This window comes from Mesobacillus boroniphilus (assembly GCF_018424685.1).
Lineage (GTDB): Bacteria > Bacillota > Bacilli > Bacillales > Cytobacillaceae > Mesobacillus > Mesobacillus boroniphilus_A.
Genome location: NZ_QTKX01000001.1, coordinates 572,812 through 589,914, shown reverse-complemented (window position 1 = coordinate 589,914; position 17,103 = coordinate 572,812). Strand labels below are relative to the sequence as shown.

At 42.5% G+C, this 17,103-nt stretch carries 18 protein-coding genes and 1 other annotated feature; all 18 genes read right to left on the bottom strand.

The genetic code is table 11. The features are described from left to right. Window positions 1-118: 118 nt before the first annotated feature. A complete protein-coding gene (locus DYI25_RS02905; protein WP_213366796.1) occupies window positions 119-1,030 on the bottom strand; it encodes an RluA family pseudouridine synthase in 912 nt (303 codons plus the stop codon). Continuing rightward, entirely contained in the window at window positions 1,002-1,493 is a 492-nt protein-coding gene (lspA, locus tag DYI25_RS02900; RefSeq protein ID WP_213366794.1) for a signal peptidase II, read from the bottom strand. The genes DYI25_RS02905 and lspA overlap by 29 nt, the downstream gene beginning before the upstream one ends. A gap of 557 nt (window positions 1,494-2,050) precedes the next feature. Continuing rightward, the gene (locus tag DYI25_RS02895; RefSeq protein WP_213366792.1) at window positions 2,051-2,338 is read right to left on the bottom strand and encodes a hypothetical protein; all 288 of its coding nucleotides are present in this window, start codon (window positions 2,336-2,338) and stop codon (window positions 2,051-2,053) included. 157 nt (window positions 2,339-2,495) lie between these two features. Continuing rightward, window positions 2,496-5,255 (bottom strand): isoleucine--tRNA ligase, encoded by a 2,760-nt coding sequence (gene ileS / locus DYI25_RS02890; protein WP_213366790.1) that lies wholly within the window; start codon window positions 5,253-5,255, stop codon window positions 2,496-2,498. A gap of 79 nt (window positions 5,256-5,334) precedes the next feature. Then, window positions 5,335-5,578 (bottom strand) — a binding site (T-box leader). A 49-nt stretch (window positions 5,579-5,627) separates the two neighbouring features. Further along, window positions 5,628-6,149, bottom strand: coding sequence for a DivIVA domain-containing protein (locus DYI25_RS02885; protein ID WP_213366788.1), 522 nt, complete (start codon window positions 6,147-6,149; stop codon window positions 5,628-5,630). Window positions 6,150-6,240: 91 nt separating this feature from the next. Then, window positions 6,241-7,014 carry an RNA-binding protein gene (locus DYI25_RS02880; RefSeq protein WP_213366786.1) on the bottom strand — a complete coding sequence of 258 codons (774 nt, stop codon included), beginning with the start codon at window positions 7,012-7,014 and terminating at the stop codon, window positions 6,241-6,243. 263 nt (window positions 7,015-7,277) lie between these two features. After that, window positions 7,278-7,538 carry a YggT family protein gene (locus DYI25_RS02875; RefSeq protein ID WP_213366784.1) on the bottom strand — a complete coding sequence of 87 codons (261 nt, stop codon included), beginning with the start codon at window positions 7,536-7,538 and terminating at the stop codon, window positions 7,278-7,280. 5 nt (window positions 7,539-7,543) lie between these two features. Further along, window positions 7,544-7,984: a cell division protein SepF gene (locus DYI25_RS02870; protein WP_213366782.1), complete on the bottom strand. Its 441-nt coding sequence runs from the start codon at window positions 7,982-7,984 to the stop codon at window positions 7,544-7,546. Between the two features lies 1 nt (window position 7,985). Beyond that, on the bottom strand, window positions 7,986-8,672 hold the full coding sequence (locus tag DYI25_RS02865; protein ID WP_213366780.1) for a YggS family pyridoxal phosphate-dependent enzyme: 687 nt from the start codon (window positions 8,670-8,672) through the stop codon (window positions 7,986-7,988). Next, window positions 8,672-9,502 carry a peptidoglycan editing factor PgeF gene (pgeF, locus tag DYI25_RS02860; RefSeq protein ID WP_213366778.1) on the bottom strand — a complete coding sequence of 277 codons (831 nt, stop codon included), beginning with the start codon at window positions 9,500-9,502 and terminating at the stop codon, window positions 8,672-8,674. The genes DYI25_RS02865 and pgeF overlap by 1 nt, the downstream gene beginning before the upstream one ends. Window positions 9,503-9,570: 68 nt before the next feature. Continuing rightward, on the bottom strand, window positions 9,571-9,843 hold the full coding sequence (locus DYI25_RS02855; RefSeq protein WP_213366776.1) for a YlmC/YmxH family sporulation protein: 273 nt from the start codon (window positions 9,841-9,843) through the stop codon (window positions 9,571-9,573). Between the two features lie 176 nt (window positions 9,844-10,019). Then, window positions 10,020-10,799, bottom strand: a complete 780-nt coding sequence (sigG, locus tag DYI25_RS02850; protein WP_144474803.1) for an RNA polymerase sporulation sigma factor SigG — start codon at window positions 10,797-10,799, stop codon at window positions 10,020-10,022. Between the two features lie 169 nt (window positions 10,800-10,968). After that, entirely contained in the window at window positions 10,969-11,688 is a 720-nt protein-coding gene (sigE, locus tag DYI25_RS02845) for an RNA polymerase sporulation sigma factor SigE (RefSeq protein WP_041966016.1), read from the bottom strand. Between the two features lie 44 nt (window positions 11,689-11,732). Next, on the bottom strand, window positions 11,733-12,671 hold the full coding sequence (spoIIGA, locus tag DYI25_RS02840; protein ID WP_213366774.1) for a sigma-E processing peptidase SpoIIGA: 939 nt from the start codon (window positions 12,669-12,671) through the stop codon (window positions 11,733-11,735). A 711-nt stretch (window positions 12,672-13,382) separates the two neighbouring features. Then, window positions 13,383-14,525 carry a cell division protein FtsZ gene (ftsZ, locus tag DYI25_RS02835; protein ID WP_213366772.1) on the bottom strand — a complete coding sequence of 381 codons (1,143 nt, stop codon included), beginning with the start codon at window positions 14,523-14,525 and terminating at the stop codon, window positions 13,383-13,385. Window positions 14,526-14,565: 40 nt separating this feature from the next. Beyond that, a complete protein-coding gene (gene ftsA / locus DYI25_RS02830; protein WP_213366770.1) occupies window positions 14,566-15,849 on the bottom strand; it encodes a cell division protein FtsA in 1,284 nt (427 codons plus the stop codon). 137 nt (window positions 15,850-15,986) lie between these two features. Beyond that, the gene (locus DYI25_RS02825; protein ID WP_023614986.1) at window positions 15,987-16,337 is read right to left on the bottom strand and encodes a small basic family protein; all 351 of its coding nucleotides are present in this window, start codon (window positions 16,335-16,337) and stop codon (window positions 15,987-15,989) included. Next, window positions 16,337-17,071 carry a DUF881 domain-containing protein gene (locus tag DYI25_RS02820; protein WP_249745222.1) on the bottom strand — a complete coding sequence of 245 codons (735 nt, stop codon included), beginning with the start codon at window positions 17,069-17,071 and terminating at the stop codon, window positions 16,337-16,339. The genes DYI25_RS02825 and DYI25_RS02820 overlap by 1 nt, the downstream gene beginning before the upstream one ends. Window positions 17,072-17,103: the final 32 nt, after the last annotated feature.

Here is a 17,103-nt window from a genome sequence, read left to right as displayed (position 1 = left end):
TATGCAGCAGGGCATACAAAATATGCCTGTTGCAAATCCGTTTCCTTCTCAGCCTCACGGGACTGTCTTTAAAGGACTTATTAAACTATAGTCATCTTAAAATACATGTTGAACTTTGTCAACGATTTTCTCTTAAATCATTTAAAAGCTTTACGAAATACTCGGGCAGCGGAGCTTCAAACTCGAGATACTCCCCTGTCCTTGGGTGCTCAAAACCAAGCACACCAGCATGCAATGCCTGTCCGCCAATATCAAGAGTCTTTTTCGGACCGTATTTTGGGTCTCCGGCCAGCGGATAGCCGATGTATTTCATATGAACACGAATTTGGTGTGTCCTGCCTGTTTCAAGCTGACACTCAACAAATGTAAAGTCCTTAAAACGATCGATAACATTAAAATGTGTGACAGCATTTTTGCCATTATCAACTACTGTCATACTCTGGCGGTCTTTCTGGTCACGTCCAAGCGGAGCGTCGATTGTACCATGATCATGCTGGATATTTCCATGTACGAGCGCACTGTACTTGCGAGTAACTGTTTTGGCTACTAGCTGGTTCACCAGGCTTTCGTGTGACATATCATTTTTAGCTACCATCAAAAGTCCAGATGTGTCCTTATCAATCCTATGAACGATACCTGGACGGAGCACGCCATTAATGCCTGACAAATCCTTGCAATGCGCCATCAAACCGTTAACAAGCGTCCCTGTCATATGTCCTGGTGCAGGATGGACGACCATTCCCTTAGGCTTGTTCACAACAAGAACATCTGCGTCCTCATAAAAAATCTCAAGGTCCATTTCCTCAGCAATTACATCTAACACTTCAGGCTCTGGAATGTTGATTTCAAGCTTGTCATTCAAGCTGCATTTATAATTTGTTTTAATTTTAGCTCCATTAACAAGAACGTTGCCATCCTTGATCCATTGCTGCACCTGGCTCCTCGACCATTCTGCATCAAGTGTCGAAACTACTTTATCTATTCTGTCACCAGCCTGTTCCTCACTGATGATGTGTTCCATTTTCTCCATAAGCTTTTCTTTTCGCCTCTCTCTCTTCCCTGATCATGTCAATCATCAACAATCCTACACCGATCACCAGCGCAGAATCCGCGATATTGAAGATAGGGAAATCGTATCCGAAAATATATGTGTTGATGAAATCCACCACTTCTTTTCGGTATACCCTGTCGATAAAATTCCCAATCGCCCCGCCCAGCATAAAACCAAGCGAAACACCTAGCAGCAGCTTACCTTTAGCTGCCTTTTGAATATAAATGACAAGGCCAATAATCACTATGATGGTAATGACATAGAAGAACCACATTTGTCCCTGCAGAATTCCCCAAGCAGCACCACGGTTGCGGTGCGAAGTGATATACAAAAAGTTCTCTATGACCTTTATGCTCTCTCCAAGCTCCATGTTTTTAACAATAAACCATTTAGTAAGCTGGTCAAGCAAGATAACAAACAGCGCAATTATGTAATAAAACACAAAGGTAACCTCCACATCCACAACATTCATTACCTTTGAATTTTAGCACATATCAGGAAAAGCGCAAGCGCCTAATCAGCCCTGACAAGCGCTGGAGGGCCTAACAGGTGACTTCAGAGCAGGGCCGAAGCGTTTCAAGGAGCTAGGTGCGGAAACTGGACAAATCTCCAATTGAAAATTGTCCATTCAGGTTAATTTTTAAAAAAACGACAGATATTATAAGTTTTAGTGATGTTACTGACTTTGAAAGGTGGTAAAACAGCTAATAACAGAGAAATTTCAATTAAAATCAGCGGTTTTGGGTGATGATTTTAGCATAAATTGAAGTGTTAAAATTGTTTATTGGCGAAAAAATATTTTTTATTCGCGATTTTCAAATTTTATTGGCAATAATTTTATTTAATTGGCGATAATGAGCTGTTTATTGGCGAAAATCCATTTTTATTGGCGACTTGGAAATTTCCAATGATTTTTTCCAGTTAATCCAATCCTCAGCATCATAAAGAATTTATTCGAGATCTCTTTTTAAATCCTCCATACCGAAATAACAGCATAACTCACGAATAAATCGGTTTTCGGCAGTATTGTTCTATTTGCCCCAATTCACTCGCTGACCTTGCTGTTGGGATGGTCTGCAAAAACTCGTATGGCAGGTATTCTCCAGATATTTCACATTTACCATACTCACCATATTCCATTTTCTCCAATGCTGTTTCTATATCGCTTAGTTCATCAACAATGTATTGCAAAATCCTCTCATCTTTATTGCCGTGATTCAGGTACGCTAACAATTCTGTTCTCGTTTCGCGGAGCTCATTGTAAATGTAATCAAGATTACCTTCCATGTATCTGCCCCCGTTCCTGTTTACAGCTATTATTTCCCGCAAAAATTTGCTGAATCAGCTAAACTTTTTACATGTACTGCAGGATTTCCCAACCTCGATGATAATTGGCACACATAGAAAAAACTCCGGGCATAAACCCGGAGTTTCATTTTGCATTTTAGTAATTCTCTTTTACCACAGTTGCACATCGTTCACATAGTGTTGGATGTTCTTCAACTTTGCCGACTTCTGGTGTAACAACCCAGCATCTTTCACATGTTTCACCTTCAGCTTTTGTAACAACAATCGCTGCACTGTCAAACTTGATCGCATCGTCTGGAGCTTGGTCATAGCTTCCCGCCACTTCGAAGCCTGAAACAATGAACAGCTGGCTTAAGTTTTCAGAGATTGAATCCAGAAGTTCTTTTGTGCTGTCGTTTACGTATAATGAAACCTTCGCAGTCAGCGACTTACCGATGACTTTCTCGTTCCTTGCTTCTTCAAGAGCCTTCAGGACATCGTCACGAAGCTTCATGAACGCATTCCACTTAGTTTCAAGTGCTTCTGAATTTGCGATTTCCTTCGCTTCAGGCATATCAGTCAGCTGGACACTGTCTTCGTTAGCTGAAGGAATGAATGCCCAAACCTCATCTGCTGTATGAGAAAGAATCGGTGCAGTCAGCTTAACCAATGCAAGCAGACTCTCGTGCAATACTGTCTGGATTGCGCGGCGCTCTGAGTTGTCTGCAGCTTCGATATATAAGACATCCTTTGCAAAATCCAGATAGAATGCACTTAAATCAAGAGTACAGAAGTTATTGACCGCGTGGTAGACGCCTGCAAATTCATAATTGTCGTAAGCATTGCGTACATATTTGATCAATTTATTCAGCTTTACGAGCATGAACTGGTCAACTTCGCGGAGCTGCTCAAATGGCACTGAATCTGTTGCAGGGTTGAAATCAGAAAGATTGCCAAGTAAGAATCTGAACGTGTTACGGATTTTACGGTAAACTTCGGCAACCTGCTTAAGGATTGCGTCTGAAACACGCACATCTGATTGATAGTCAACAGATGCTACCCATAAACGGAGGATGTCAGCACCCAACTGGTTCATGACCTTCGCAGGAACGACAACGTTACCGATTGATTTACTCATCTTGCGGCCTTCTCCATCAAGTGCGAAACCATGGCTGAGTACTCCTTTGTAAGGCGCCTTGCCTGTTACTGCGACTGCAGTGGACAAGGAAGAGTTGAACCAGCCCCGATACTGGTCGGAACCTTCAAGATACAAGTCTGCAGGACGCTGGAGGTCATCACGCTCTACAAGCACCGCCTGGTGGGATGATCCAGAGTCGAACCAAACATCCATGATATCTGTTTCTTTTGTAAAATTGCCGTTAGGGCTGCCAGGATGGCTGAAGCCATCAGGAAGCAATTCCTTTGCTTCTTTTTCAAACCAGATATTTGAGCCGTGCTCACGGAATAGGTTAGAAACATGCTCGATGGTTTCATCCGTGATGATTTCTTCTCCATTCTCAGCGAAGAATACCGGAATTGGAACACCCCATGCACGCTGGCGGGAAATACACCAGTCACCGCGGTCACGGACCATATTGAATAGTCTTGTTTCTCCCCATGCTGGCACCCATTTTGTTTCTTCAACAGCTTTTAGCAATTCACCGCGAAAATCCTTGATGGATGCGAACCATTGCGCAGTAGCACGGAAGATAACAGGTTTCTTCGTTCTCCAGTCATGCGGATATGAGTGTGTGATGAAGCTTAGCTTCAGTAAAGCACCAGCTTCCTCAAGCTTTTCTGTGATTGGCTTGTTTGCCTGATCATAGAACAATCCTTCAAAGCCTTCTGCTTCAGATGTCATAACACCCTTATCATCGACAGGACATAAAACTTCAAGGCCGTATTTCTGGCCGACACGGAAGTCATCTTCCCCGTGTCCTGGAGCAGTGTGCACGCATCCTGTACCAGCATCTGTCGTAACGTGCTCGCCAAGCATAACTAGTGAATCACGGCCGTATAATGGATGTTTTGCAAGGACACCTTCAAGCTCTTTACCTGCAACTTTCTTAACTGTTGAAGTATTTTCCCAGCCGATTTCATTCGTAACTGCTTCAAGAAGTTCTTCAGCAACAAGGAATTTCCTTCCGCCAGCTTCTACCACAACGTAAATCAAATCAGGATGGACGGAAATTCCAAGGTTGGCAGGAATCGTCCATGGAGTTGTCGTCCAGATGATGATTTCAACATCCTGATCAAGAACTCCTTTGCCATCTTTAACAGGGAAGCCAACATAGATAGATGCAGAACGCTTATCCTGATACTCGATCTCAGCTTCTGCAAGTGCAGATTCACTTGACGGTGACCAGTAAACAGGCTTTTTGCCCTTGTAGATGTATCCCTTTTTGGCCATGTCGCCAAATACTTTGATTTGCTGTGCCTCATACTCAGGTTTCAGTGTGATGTACGGGTTTTCCCAGTCACCTCTTACACCTAAACGCTTGAATTGTTCGCGCTGATTGTTGATTTGCTCGTAAGCATACTCTTCACAAAGCTTCCTGAACTCAGCGACCGTCATTTCCTTGCGTTTTACACCTTTGTTCGTGAGTGCCTGCTCGATTGGCAAACCATGTGTGTCCCAGCCTGGAACATACGGAGAGCAGAAACCGCTCATTGATTTATAACGGACGATAAAATCTTTGAGAATTTTATTAAGTGCATGCCCCATATGGATGTCTCCATTAGCATATGGAGGTCCATCATGAAGGATGAAAAGCGGACGCCCTTCTGTGTGTTTCTGAACTTTTTCGTAGATGCTCATTTCTTCCCATTTGGCCTGGATTTCCGGTTCCCTGTTCGGAAGATTTCCGCGCATCGGAAACTCGGTTTTCGGCATGAGTAAAGTGTCTTTGTACTCCATTAAATTGATCCTCCTAAATTAACCGTTGCAATCATGAGATACACGGATCATGGAAATAAAAAAAACCTCCTCATCCCTGAAAAGGGACGAGAAGGTTGTTTAATCCCGCGGTACCACCCTAAATAGACAAGATATTAATCATCCTGTCCTCTTAGCATTCTTAACGCGAATGTCACGCCTGCGCTTAATTATCCTTTCCGGATGTTCAGCTCGGAACTATAGGGTGATTTTCTGGCTATCCGCTTGCAATGGGCTTCCACCATCCCCAATTCGCTGAAAAGCAAGCAACTGGAACGCCATACTGTCCCTGTCACCGTTTCTGTCATGTATTGCACTTTGTTATGAAATTATATGCGAAAGAACGTGTCTCCGTCAAGCCAGTGAATCTTCTTCTTCCCTAGCTGAAGCCTTCAATTCTGTTGAATCCAATTCATATTCAAGCAGATGATCCCAATCATCGGTGTTCAGCATATCAAGCTGCGCTTCGATCAGCATCTTGAATCTTGTCCTGAATACTTTAGACTGCTTCTTTAACTCTTCGATTTCCAAAGCAATTTTACGTGCCTTGGATAAGGATTCATTGATGATCCTGTCGGCGTTCTTTTCCGCTTCCTTGATAATCAGCTTCGCTTCCTTTTGCGCATTGCGGCGGACTTCTTCCCCAGCTTCCTGAGCAATCACAATTGATTTATTAAGTGTTTCTTCAATATTCGTAAAATGACCAAGCCTTGAATTCATTTCATTCAGCTTTTCTTCAAGCTCTTTTTTCTCTCGGATAATTAGTTCGTAGTCCTTGATCACATTATCAAGAAACTCATTCACTTCATCTTCATCATACCCGCGAAATCCCTTATTGAATTCTTTGTTGTGTATATCTAACGGCGTTAAAGGCATGACGCCACCTCCCATTAAGTTATAATCCTTTATGTACTTAAAGCAATGATTCGACAAATAAACTAAAAATCCTTCTTCTATTACTATATAATTATTTTTTTCTTCCGGCAATAACTCGATATTTATCTTTTTTTGTTTTTCCTTCAATTGTGATCATTTTCGCACGCCCGTATCCACGTGCGGAGATGACATCGCCTTCGCCGCATTCAAATGCAGTATTTTCAATCGCTGTCCAATTGACTTTTACTTGGCCGTGCTGAATGAGCAGCTGGGATTTTTGTCTTGAAAGATTGAATAGCGCAGACATGACGGTATCTAGGCGCAGTGAAGAGACTGTAGTGTTCATTTCATTCCATTCCTCAGCAATCGCGACTGCATTTTCAAATGGAAGTTCTGACAAGCCAATTGATGCCTTGCCAATCGATTCTAATTGAAGCCGGATGTAATCGGCGATTTCCTCAGCTGCGAAAAATTGAACCACATCGCCATCAATCAGGATATCTCCAAATTTCCCACGCTTCAAACCAAGGGACATTAAGCTGCCCAAAACTTGACGGTGTTCAATATTCACAAACTTCTTTGCATAATCGATTCCAAAGAGCTTTATTTGGAAATCCTCTTCTTTAGCTTCCAGATACTCAGGAAATAGCAATGCCCGCTTTCTCTCGGTACCTTTTGCTCCGCCAAAAAACTCCCATTTTACATCAGCATGCTTGCCGATGACTGTGGATAATATTTGCTGCTCCCTCGGATCTAAAAAATCAGTCAATTTTGGAGCATAGTTTTGTTCAACATATTCTTTCCAATTAATGACCTGGTCGATAAATTCACGTTCCTCAGGACGGAAATGCTGATAGATACTCATTTTGCTCTCCTTTTACACTTAGGCTGTTTTCGCATGATTGTTGTGTTTCGAACTTGTACTTGTTCCCGCATAGTTAACGGTATCGGGGCTCTTCTCGAGGAGACTTCTGAACAAGGATTACGTTCACATTCGTAAAAACCCAGGTGCCGGATTTTACTTTTGGTTAAGAAAGCAACACATTTTACGAAAAGAGCCTGCTTAAAAACATTGATAGAAAATAAGCAGGGTCTGATCCAGACCCTGCAAGGCAAGAATTGACTTTATTAAAACCAAGCAGCCAGCTGATACAATCCGCTGACAGCAAAACGCAATACAAGGAATGCAACGATTGGTGAAATATCAATCATGCCGATCGAAGGAACAATCCGGCGGAAAGGCTCCAGGAAAGGTTCGCAAATACGTGCTAAAAATTGGCCGATTGTCGTTTCTCTGGCATTAGGGAACCATGACATGAAAATATAAATAATCAGGGCCCACTGATAAAGACCGACTAACTGAGCTATTAAACCTATTACTAATTCCATTTAATCTACCACCTCGACTCTTGGTAATCCCGCTCCTGCATAAGCTCAGAAATATTTCCTGTGACTTCCACATTATCCGGGGTACATAAGAAGATATTCATGCCGATCCGCTGGATGTCCCCGCTGATCGCATACACTGTTCCACTGAGGAAATCTACAATACGCCTTGCCTGATCCTGTTCGATACGTTGCAGATTCACAACAACTGCCCGGCGATTTTTTAAGTGGTCAGCAATATCCTGTGCTTCTGCATACATTCTTGGCTCCATCAGGATCACCTTGGAAGACTTTTGTACACTCTGCAGGCTTACCACATTCTGCTTTTGCTGGACAGGCTGTTTGTTGGGCTTGAAAGGTTCAGTTTCTTCCTCGAGCATTTCCTCATCATTATAGTCATATTCATCTTCCAGGAAAAAAAATGTCTTAATTTTTGATTTTAAGCTCATATTATTGCACCTCCGATTCGTTGCCTACCAAGGCAGTGCCAATACGCACCATTGTTGAGCCTTCTTCAACAGCTATTTGAAAATCATTTGACATTCCCATTGACAGTTCATTACATGGTGCATAATCATACTCAAGCGATTGTATATCTACTTGCAGCCTTTTCATTGTCATGAAACAATCCCTGATCAATTGCTCATCCTCCGTAAAAGGAGCCATCGTCATCAATCCGCTGATTTCAATATTAGGAAACTGACGCAGCTCTTGTACAAAACCTATGACATCATCCGGTCTTAATCCATGCTTGCTTTCTTCGCCGGATGCATTGACCTGGATAAGACATCTCACCTTTGAATCGGATCGCTTGTTGATCTCCTTCGCAAGTGAAAGCCTGTCCAATGAATGAATATATGTAACATGCCCGATGATGTTTTTGACTTTTCTCGTTTGCAGCGTCCCGATAAAATGCCAGACCGGCTTGTCCTCTATTTGGCCAATTTTATGAAGCAGTCCTTCATCCCGGTTTTCACCAAGATGGATGACACCAGCATCGATGGCTTCCTGGGCCCGCTCTGGTGAAACATATTTAGTAACCGCAATGATCTTGACCTCTTCTGGATTGCGTCCGACTTTTTTACAGGCATCTGCAATTTGACTCTGGATAACCTCCAGATTTTCTCTGACATTCATTATGGATGGCTATCCTCCTTCCAGCCAATATAAGCCATCATTCGGCCTGCATTACCCTTATCCCGTCTATGAGAATAGAAGTGCTCATTATGGCAGCTAGTGCAATAATCGGTCACATGTATATTCCCGTCTCCCACACCTGCTTTTAACAGGATCTGACGGTTCAATTCCTTTAAATCGAGAGAATATTGACCTTCACTAACTTGATTATATGGTAATATATCGACACCATCTAGTATATTTTTCACTAAATTGACGACTCTCTCATCAACAATATAACATTTTTTGCATATTGATGGGCCAATAATGGCAGAAATTTTTTCTATTTTTGCCCCATTTTGCTGAAAGCTGCTGACCATCTCGGCTGCAATGCCATGAACAGTGCCTTTCCAGCCAGCATGGGCGACACCGATTAATCTTGTCTCCGGTTCAATAAAATAAAGCGGTACACAGTCTGCAAAACAAAGCGTCAGCAAAATCCCTTGCTCATCTGTCAAAAACCCATCCGTTCCTGAAAAAGAAGAATCATAAGAAGCAGAGCCTCTTCCTTGATCAGACTTCCCGATCTTGGCAATACGGATATCATGGGTTTGTTCCGCTCCAACCCAGCTAGAAAGAGGAAATGAGATCTTATCGGCCAGCAGGAGACGATTTTCGCAAACAGCATTCTGCTCGTCTCCAACATGAAAACCGAAGTTCAAACCCGAAAAAGCATACTGCTGGCTCACACCACCATTCTTGGTCGTGAACCCAACTTCAAGTCCAGGATAACGCTCCATCCACTCTTTTATTCTAAAATATTCCTTACTTTCTAGGATGAATGGCTCCATTAATTTATACCTCACACTTTTTTGTCTAGTTTATCACATACAAGCCGCAATACAACAGCATTACGATGTTACTCATCACTGTCCTTGTCCTCGAGATATTCCCCGCTGTCTTTATACCGGACTAATATGACATCCTCGCCTATTTTCAGGATATTTCTCCAGGGAATCACAACCTCATCTTCCTTTCCGAAGAATCCAAGCACCTTACCTGAACTTCCAATCACAACTGCTTCGATTTTACCGGTATTTAAATTGATCTCAAAATCCTCTATATTCCCAAGCCTTTTTCCATCCGAAACATTCACGACATCTTTAACTTGAAATTCAGTCACCTTAACCATATAGATCCCTCCGGATTTCACTTTGGCTAATATAGCCCTTATATACAATATATGAAGGGGAAACGGATGTATGAATTACTTCAGTCAATCCTGCATTATACGATTTTGTCCGGTTAGAATCATGTCAAGGTACTGACCCAGAATATTGCAAATGAAAAAGCTGCCCGGAAGGCAGCTTAGCTTTGGATATTTTTATTCATTTGTTTGATGGCCGCTTTTTCAAGACGGGACACCTGCGCTTGTGAGATGCCGATTTCATCGGCTACCTCCATTTGTGTCTTACCCTGGAAGAATCTCTTCCTTAAAATCAGCTTTTCCCGCTCATTAAGACGTCTCATGCCTTCCTTTAGGGCGATTTCTTCTATCCAGTTTGTATCCTTGTTCCGTTCATCACTTAGCTGGTCCATCACATAGATTGGATCTCCGCCATCATTATAAATCGGTTCAAACAAGGAGACTGGATCCTGTATTGCGTCCAGGGCAAAGACAATTTCTTCGTGGGGCACTTCGAGCACCTTGGCAATTTCCTCTGCGGTCGGCTCCCTTGATGCCTCACTCATCAGCTTTTCTCGAACTTGCAGGGCCTTGTAGGCTATATCCCTTAATGATCGGGAGACTCTTATTGGGTTATTATCTCTTAAATACCGTCTAATTTCGCCGATGATCATCGGTACGGCATAGGTGGAAAACTTAACATTTTGTCCAAGATCGAAATTATCAATGGATTTCATAAGGCCTATACATCCGACCTGAAAAAGGTCGTCAACAAACTCGCCCCGGTTGTTAAAACGCTGGATTACACTTAAAACAAGCCTTAGGTTCCCATTCACAAGTTTCTCTCTTGCTGTGATGTCACCGCTTTGCATTTCTCTAAAAAGTTTTCTCATTTCCTCGTTTTTAAGAACGGGAAGCTTTGATGTATCAACACCGCAAATTTCAACTTTGTTTCGTGTCAATCTTTTCCCTCCTCACAGGAGCTGCTGTCAAAAATCAGTATCTCCGCAAGAAGGAAAAATATGCACTATTTACCTGTAGCCTAAACTTGTTTCAGGAAGAATCAGCCAGTTAAACCGCAAATTATCAATGTTATCAATGAGAAAAAATTTTTTTCAGGAAATTTTTCTGCTATACCATTTTATTGAATTCTTTACGCAAACGTTTGATGATTCTTTTTTCAAGGCGTGAAATGTAAGACTGAGAAATGCCTAGCATATCCGCCACATCCTTTTGTGTCTTTTCCTCACCGCTGCCTAGGCCGAAACGCAATTCCATGATTTGCTTTTCACGGTCAGATAGTTGCTGCAGCGCTTTAACCAGCAATTTTTTATCTACATTGGACTCAAGGTCCTTTGTGATAATATCGTCATCGGTTCCAAGAACATCGGACAAAAGCAGTTCATTTCCATCCCAATCAATATTTAGAGGTTCATCAAAGGAAACTTCCGACCGCAGTTTATTATTCCTTCGCAGATACATCAGGATTTCATTTTCAATACATCTGGAAGCATAGGTCGCCAGTTTGATTTTCTTCTCAGGATTAAAGGTATTGACTGCTTTAATTAAACCGATTGTTCCGATACTGATTAAGTCTTCAATGTTAATGCCCGTGTTTTCGAATTTTCGCGCGATGTAGACAACGAGTCTCAAATTCCTTTCGATGAGTATTGACCTCGCGGCTTTATCCCCATTTGGAAGTTTGTTCAGCAGCACTTCTTCCTCTTCTTTCGTTAAAGGAGGTGGCAACGCTTCGCTACCGCCGATATAATATATTTCATCTGTTTTCAAGCCTAGTTTCATTAATAATTTATACCAGTAATAGGATATCCGAAGCCGTAAATTTTTCATTGATTGTCCTCCTTCTAAATTATGTATTTCTGAGTATAGTAATATTAGCTTACCTTCACCGCCCGCTCTGATTTTGCCATTCCTGCCATCATTTTCGGGTGGATAATACATTGAAAACTGCCATCAGCCGATAATTCCTGTGCCGTAAAAGATATTAACCCCTTTTCAGCAATATAGATTCCTTCGTCGGTGGTGATTTTGATCTTGTCAGGACTGAAGGCAATTATTAACTGATGCTCTTGTCCGACAACCTTGCATGGAATGATCCTCATCCGATTTTCCATCTGAGGTGAAAAATTCCCATCACCTGACAGAACACAATCAGGATTTTCCGCAATCCTTTTAATTTCACTTGGGATACTGTCCAAACAATTTGCAATGGATAGAATCATGACTGGCATTTTTGAAATAGGATCATATAACTGGTTGCCGCTGTCGATCAATCCTTTAATGTTGAAATCCATCTTCATGAACTGCACTTCAACATCTGCCAGTGATTCATATTGAATCTTTGTCATTTCGAATTGTTCAATGTTTCTCTTTGAAAAATGCCAGGCGAGCGGAAACCCCAGCAATACAAACAGCCAGCTGATTGGATCGCCAAACCCCTTAATATGGTTCATTGCAACATTCGATGCCAGGTCCATATCAAATTGGATAAAATAATGTACTCCTGTCAAAGTGCCACCGAGCAGGAAGGTTGTTACATAAAAAGTCATGAGTGCCTTGATGAAAAAACGGAATCTTTTATAGCCAAAAGCTGCCAGGACCATCAATATTGAAAAGAACAGTTTCCCTGCTGGGTGACCCGCTACAGCATGAAACGGAGTAATTGCTAATATAATGAGCAAGGAACCTATGGCCCCTCCCATACTAAGCCGCCAAAGCTTAACCTGCCTTTTCAGGATGATGGCGGTCAAGTACAGAAGGAACGTATCGAATAATAGATTCAATGCCCAGATGACATCCAGATAGACCTTCACCTCTCATCCCCCTAAGAAAAGCGCAAGCGCCTTGGTCAGCCCCGACAAGCGTTGCCCACCTAATACGCCACATCCTGTGACTGGCGGGTCTGCACGTCCTGTGCCTCAGAGGGCCGACCAGTGAAGTCGTTCTTTGACTTCATTGGGCGGACCGAAACCTCTAGAGGGGCTAGGCGCTGGAGCTAGACACTAATCTAAGTGTATAAACTCTATACGCTTATACAGGTACAGAATTCGCAAGCGCCTTGTTTGACCGCTGATCGTGCAGCCAGACACAGATTCAGATTCCAGCATCCTTCTTGCTTGAAAGGCTCAGCATGCCATACGGCTTTCAGGATTCAATCTGTCAAACCACCAAATAGCATTGGATGGTAAAAGACAACCTGACGCCGAGCAAGGTTTGCAACCACTTATCGAGTAAGTGATAACCTGTTTCTTTCTTGCTCTATCATTCCGTTACGGAAAAGTATATCGTCATTGGCCTATGAAGTGTGTCATATTCTGGCAACAAAACAACAGAGATTTTCACTTTTCCCTTCGGATTTTGTCAATTTTCAGATTATTTACTCTGTGAATAGTATGATGCTGGATTAATAGTAGTCCACATTATTTTTTAAAAGCTAAATTAAAAAACCTTGCACTTTTAATAGATTATTAAAGACAACATAAAAAGGGCATAGCCATTTCGGCTATGCCCTTTTGAAGTATAAATTAACGTCTTCTGTTTCGATTGCGCAGGAATGTTGGGATATCAAGAGCATCCTCACCCTGTGGTGACTGATTGCTTCTAGGTGCTTCCTGCTGGAGTTCTTCACGTTTAGGCTGTTCGCGCTTGATCGCACCCATGCCAGGCTTTTGCTGTCCTCCAAAACCTGGTCTTGTTGGCTTAGGCTGAACGACTTCCTCATTGAAGCCTGTCGCAATCACCGTAACGATAATTTCATCTTTTAAATTCTCATTGATAACGGAACCGAAGATCATGTTGACATCCTGGTCTGAAGCAGAAGCAACAATATCAGCAGCTTCCTGAACTTCATAAAGGCTTAAATTCGTGCCCCCAGTAATGTTCATCAGGACACCTTGCGCTCCATCAAGAGATGTTTCAAGCAATGGAGATGAAATAGCTTTTTTGGCTGCTTCAGTAGCACGATTTTCACCTGATGCTACCCCAATGCCCATCAAGGCTGATCCTTTATTTGACATGATTGTCTTTACGTCAGCGAAGTCAAGGTTGATCAAACCAGGTGTAGCGATTAAGTCTGAAATACCCTGGACACCCTGACGCAGAACATTATCCGCTTCACGGAATGCTTCAAGCATCGGAGTACTCTTGTCGACAATCTCAAGCAAACGGTCGTTAGGAATGACAATCAAAGTATCTACTGCTTCCTTCATTGCAGAGATACCACCGCCAGCTTGTCCAGCACGCTTTCGTCCCTCAAATGTAAATGGACGTGTAACTACACCCACTGTTAATGCACCAAGATCTTTGGCGATTTGAGCGATAACTGGAGCTGCACCAGTACCCGTTCCTCCGCCCATACCGGCTGTAACGAATACCATGTCAGCGCCTTTTAGCACTTCTTCAATTTGTTCTTTGCTTTCTTCGGCCGCTTTTTTCCCGACCTCTGGATTAGCACCAGCGCCAAGACCGCGTGTTAGTTTCGCACCGATTTGCATTCTGATTTCAGCTTTTGAAAGGTTCAATGCTTGTGCGTCTGTGTTGACCGCGATGAATTCCACACCTTGTACGCCGTGTTCGATCATTCGGTTAACCGCATTATTTCCGCCGCCGCCAACACCGATAACTTTTATAGTAGCAAGTGAATCTAAATTCGTATCAAATTCCAACATGACAAATCCTCCTAATTCGCCGATATCCTGTTAGCTCTGATTATTCAAAAAAGTAGCCAAGAAATTTCTTCATTCTTGAGGTGACTTTTTCTTCAGGCTGTTTCTCAGGCTTCGATTTTGGATGCGGCTGTTTTTGAACTCTCTTTTCTTTCGGTTCTAATTCACTAAAAGCTGCTTCCATTTTCTTTCCTTTTAATTTTGCGTTTTTATAAGCAAATTGGATTAAGCCGACTGCAGTCGTGAACTGTGGTTCCCTTACACCGATATAATCCGGAATGGCGATTCTTACCCTGCTTTGGAAAATATCCTGGGCAAGCTCCAGAACACCTTGCATATTGGCTGTTCCACCTGTCAGGACAAAACCGCCTGGCAGGTCCCTTATGTTCATATGTTTTAACTCATCCTGGACAAGGGAGAAAATTTCTTCCATTCTTGCCTCAATGATATCGGCTACTTCCAGCTGATTGAACTGCTGCTGCTGGTCGCTGCCGATGATTGAAACCTCGAATACTTCTTCTTCCGATGCATGGTCATAAAAGGCATGTCCATGCTTCAATTTCAATTTATCCGCTTCTTCAGTTGTCGTGCGCAAACCGATTGATAAGTCCTTAGTGATATGGTCTCCTCCAACCGGAATGACAGATGTACCTCTTAAGTGTCCGTTCTCAAAAACAGCGAGCGTAGATGAACCGCCACCGATATCAATCATCGCGACACCCATATTCTTTTCATCCTTTGATAGCGCGAATGCTCCCGCAGCAAGCGGCTGTAGGCCAATATCCACGATTTCAAGTCCAGCACGCTCAACACAACGAAGAGTATTATGTAAGATAGTCTTCGATCCGGTAATGATCGTTCCTTCCATTTCAAGCCTGACACCGATCATGCCTCTTGGATCATTGATCTCATCAAGACCGTCCACAATAAATTGCTTTGGAATCACGTCTATTATCTCTCGCTCAGGCGGAATCGATACCACCTGTGCAGCATCAATGACTCTCGCTACGTCCTCGTTCGTAATCTCGCGATTGTCGCTGGAAACTGCAACCACGCCATGGCATGGCAACAGGGAAACATGATTGCCGGTGACACCCACAATCACCTGGTTAATCTTTAAACCTATCATTCTTTCAGCTTGTTCAATTGCCCTTTTAATAGAATGAACGGTTTCATCTATATCAACAATGGAGCCCTTTCTTAACCCTTCGGACTTTACATTGCCAACACCAATTATATTTAAAGTGTCGTTGACCATTTCTCCAATGATTACCTTCACACTGGATGTACCGATGTCAAGACTGACATATATATCATTGCTGTTCATTCTGTGGCACCTCCTTCAACAATTCCTAGTGTTTGAACAACAACTTCTAGCCACTATCTAATTGCGTTTCATTTTTTAATTACATTACTTTATTCGTCACAATTAAATATTTCCCTTTTAAAATATCATTTTTTTTTCTACTTTTCACTTGTCGTTGACCATTTTGTCAATATTATTCTTCTGATGACGGCTATATTCTGGAACAGTCTTACTCCAAAGGCAAAAACTGCTGCTAAATACAAGTCTACACCAAGATGGACACCTAGAAAAGCTAAACTTGCTGCTAATACTATATTAAAAAAGAATCCAGATACAAAAACTTTTTCATCATAAATATTTTGCAGCTGGGCGCGGATCCCGCCGAACAATGTATCGAGGGCTGCAAGGATCGCAATTGATAAATAATTCGAATATTCTTCAGGAATTCGGATATCGGTCAATAGCCCAATGATGACACCGATGACCAACCCCATGATTGGAAGCCACATTATCCGTTGCCTCCCCCTTTGTCTGTTTTAACGGGTTCCATGTACCTGATCCTGATTGTATCTTGATAAGCCGGTACAACCAGCATGCTCTCAGGCCTGTTTACTTTCACTTCCAGATTATCGATGAAAAAATCCTCGGCAACCGTGGAAACCTTCATACGATTGTATAATTTTTCGGCTGCTTCTCCATTTTCCGTAATGACCCGAACTTCAATAGGAAAACGATTTAAAGAATGGCCATTGATTTTTGTCACCCTGTTTATATCCCTGATGACCGTAGTATTGATGACCCTCTCGCCATCAACGGATACATGCTTTGCGCCATACAAGTTCAATTCATTCAATAGCCTTTTAAGCATGTCTGGAGAAACCGAAGGCGGATTGTCACCTTCGACAATCAGGTTGAAAGCAGGTTCAATCGAGAGAGTTATGCCTGGTCCTGTGACCTCTTTCAATCCAGCCTCATCCTTTAATTCAGCGAGTGTTTCTCGCAGCACCTCTTCCTTGCTGTGCTGCCGCTCAGTTTCATACTTTGCAATTTTTTCTTCGTTAGACCTGATTTCCAGAAGCAGCTTGGATTGTAGTTCCTTCTCCTTCATTAAATCCTCCCGAAGCTGCCAAGTGTCTCGTGTATCCCTGACTTCCGGTTCACTGACGGTTTGAAACTGAATGGCGACCATTAATCCAATGATAGCAGCTATCATGCTGAAGCTGAGATTCCTTGGTTGGCCCAATGCATTCACCTTGCTTTCTATTAGGCCATTTC

What these genes read in the sequence shown, in the direction of transcription:
- DYI25_RS02905 (WP_213366796.1), bottom strand. Translation starts at nt 1,030, where the DNA reads ATGGAGAAAATGGAACACATCATCAGTGAGGAACAGGCTGGTGACAGA.
- DYI25_RS02895 (WP_213366792.1), bottom strand. Translation starts at nt 2,338, where the DNA reads ATGGAAGGTAATCTTGATTACATTTACAATGAGCTCCGCGAAACGAGA.
- ileS (WP_213366790.1), bottom strand. Translation starts at nt 5,255, where the DNA reads ATGGAGTACAAAGACACTTTACTCATGCCGAAAACCGAGTTTCCGATG.
- DYI25_RS02885 (WP_213366788.1), bottom strand. Translation starts at nt 6,149, where the DNA reads ATGCCTTTAACGCCGTTAGATATACACAACAAAGAATTCAATAAGGGA.
- DYI25_RS02880 (WP_213366786.1), bottom strand. Translation starts at nt 7,014, where the DNA reads ATGAGTATCTATCAGCATTTCCGTCCTGAGGAACGTGAATTTATCGAC.
- DYI25_RS02875 (WP_213366784.1), bottom strand. Translation starts at nt 7,538, where the DNA reads ATGGAATTAGTAATAGGTTTAATAGCTCAGTTAGTCGGTCTTTATCAG.
- DYI25_RS02870 (WP_213366782.1), bottom strand. Translation starts at nt 7,984, where the DNA reads ATGAGCTTAAAATCAAAAATTAAGACATTTTTTTTCCTGGAAGATGAA.
- DYI25_RS02865 (WP_213366780.1), bottom strand. Translation starts at nt 8,672, where the DNA reads ATGAATGTCAGAGAAAATCTGGAGGTTATCCAGAGTCAAATTGCAGAT.
- pgeF (WP_213366778.1), bottom strand. Translation starts at nt 9,502, where the DNA reads ATGGAGCCATTCATCCTAGAAAGTAAGGAATATTTTAGAATAAAAGAG.
- DYI25_RS02855 (WP_213366776.1), bottom strand. Translation starts at nt 9,843, where the DNA reads ATGGTTAAGGTGACTGAATTTCAAGTTAAAGATGTCGTGAATGTTTCG.
- sigE (WP_041966016.1), bottom strand. Translation starts at nt 11,688, where the DNA reads ATGAAAAATTTACGGCTTCGGATATCCTATTACTGGTATAAATTATTA.
- ftsZ (WP_213366772.1), bottom strand. Translation starts at nt 14,525, where the DNA reads ATGTTGGAATTTGATACGAATTTAGATTCACTTGCTACTATAAAAGTT.
- ftsA (WP_213366770.1), bottom strand. Translation starts at nt 15,849, where the DNA reads ATGAACAGCAATGATATATATGTCAGTCTTGACATCGGTACATCCAGT.
- DYI25_RS02825 (WP_023614986.1), bottom strand. Translation starts at nt 16,337, where the DNA reads ATGTGGCTTCCAATCATGGGGTTGGTCATCGGTGTCATCATTGGGCTA.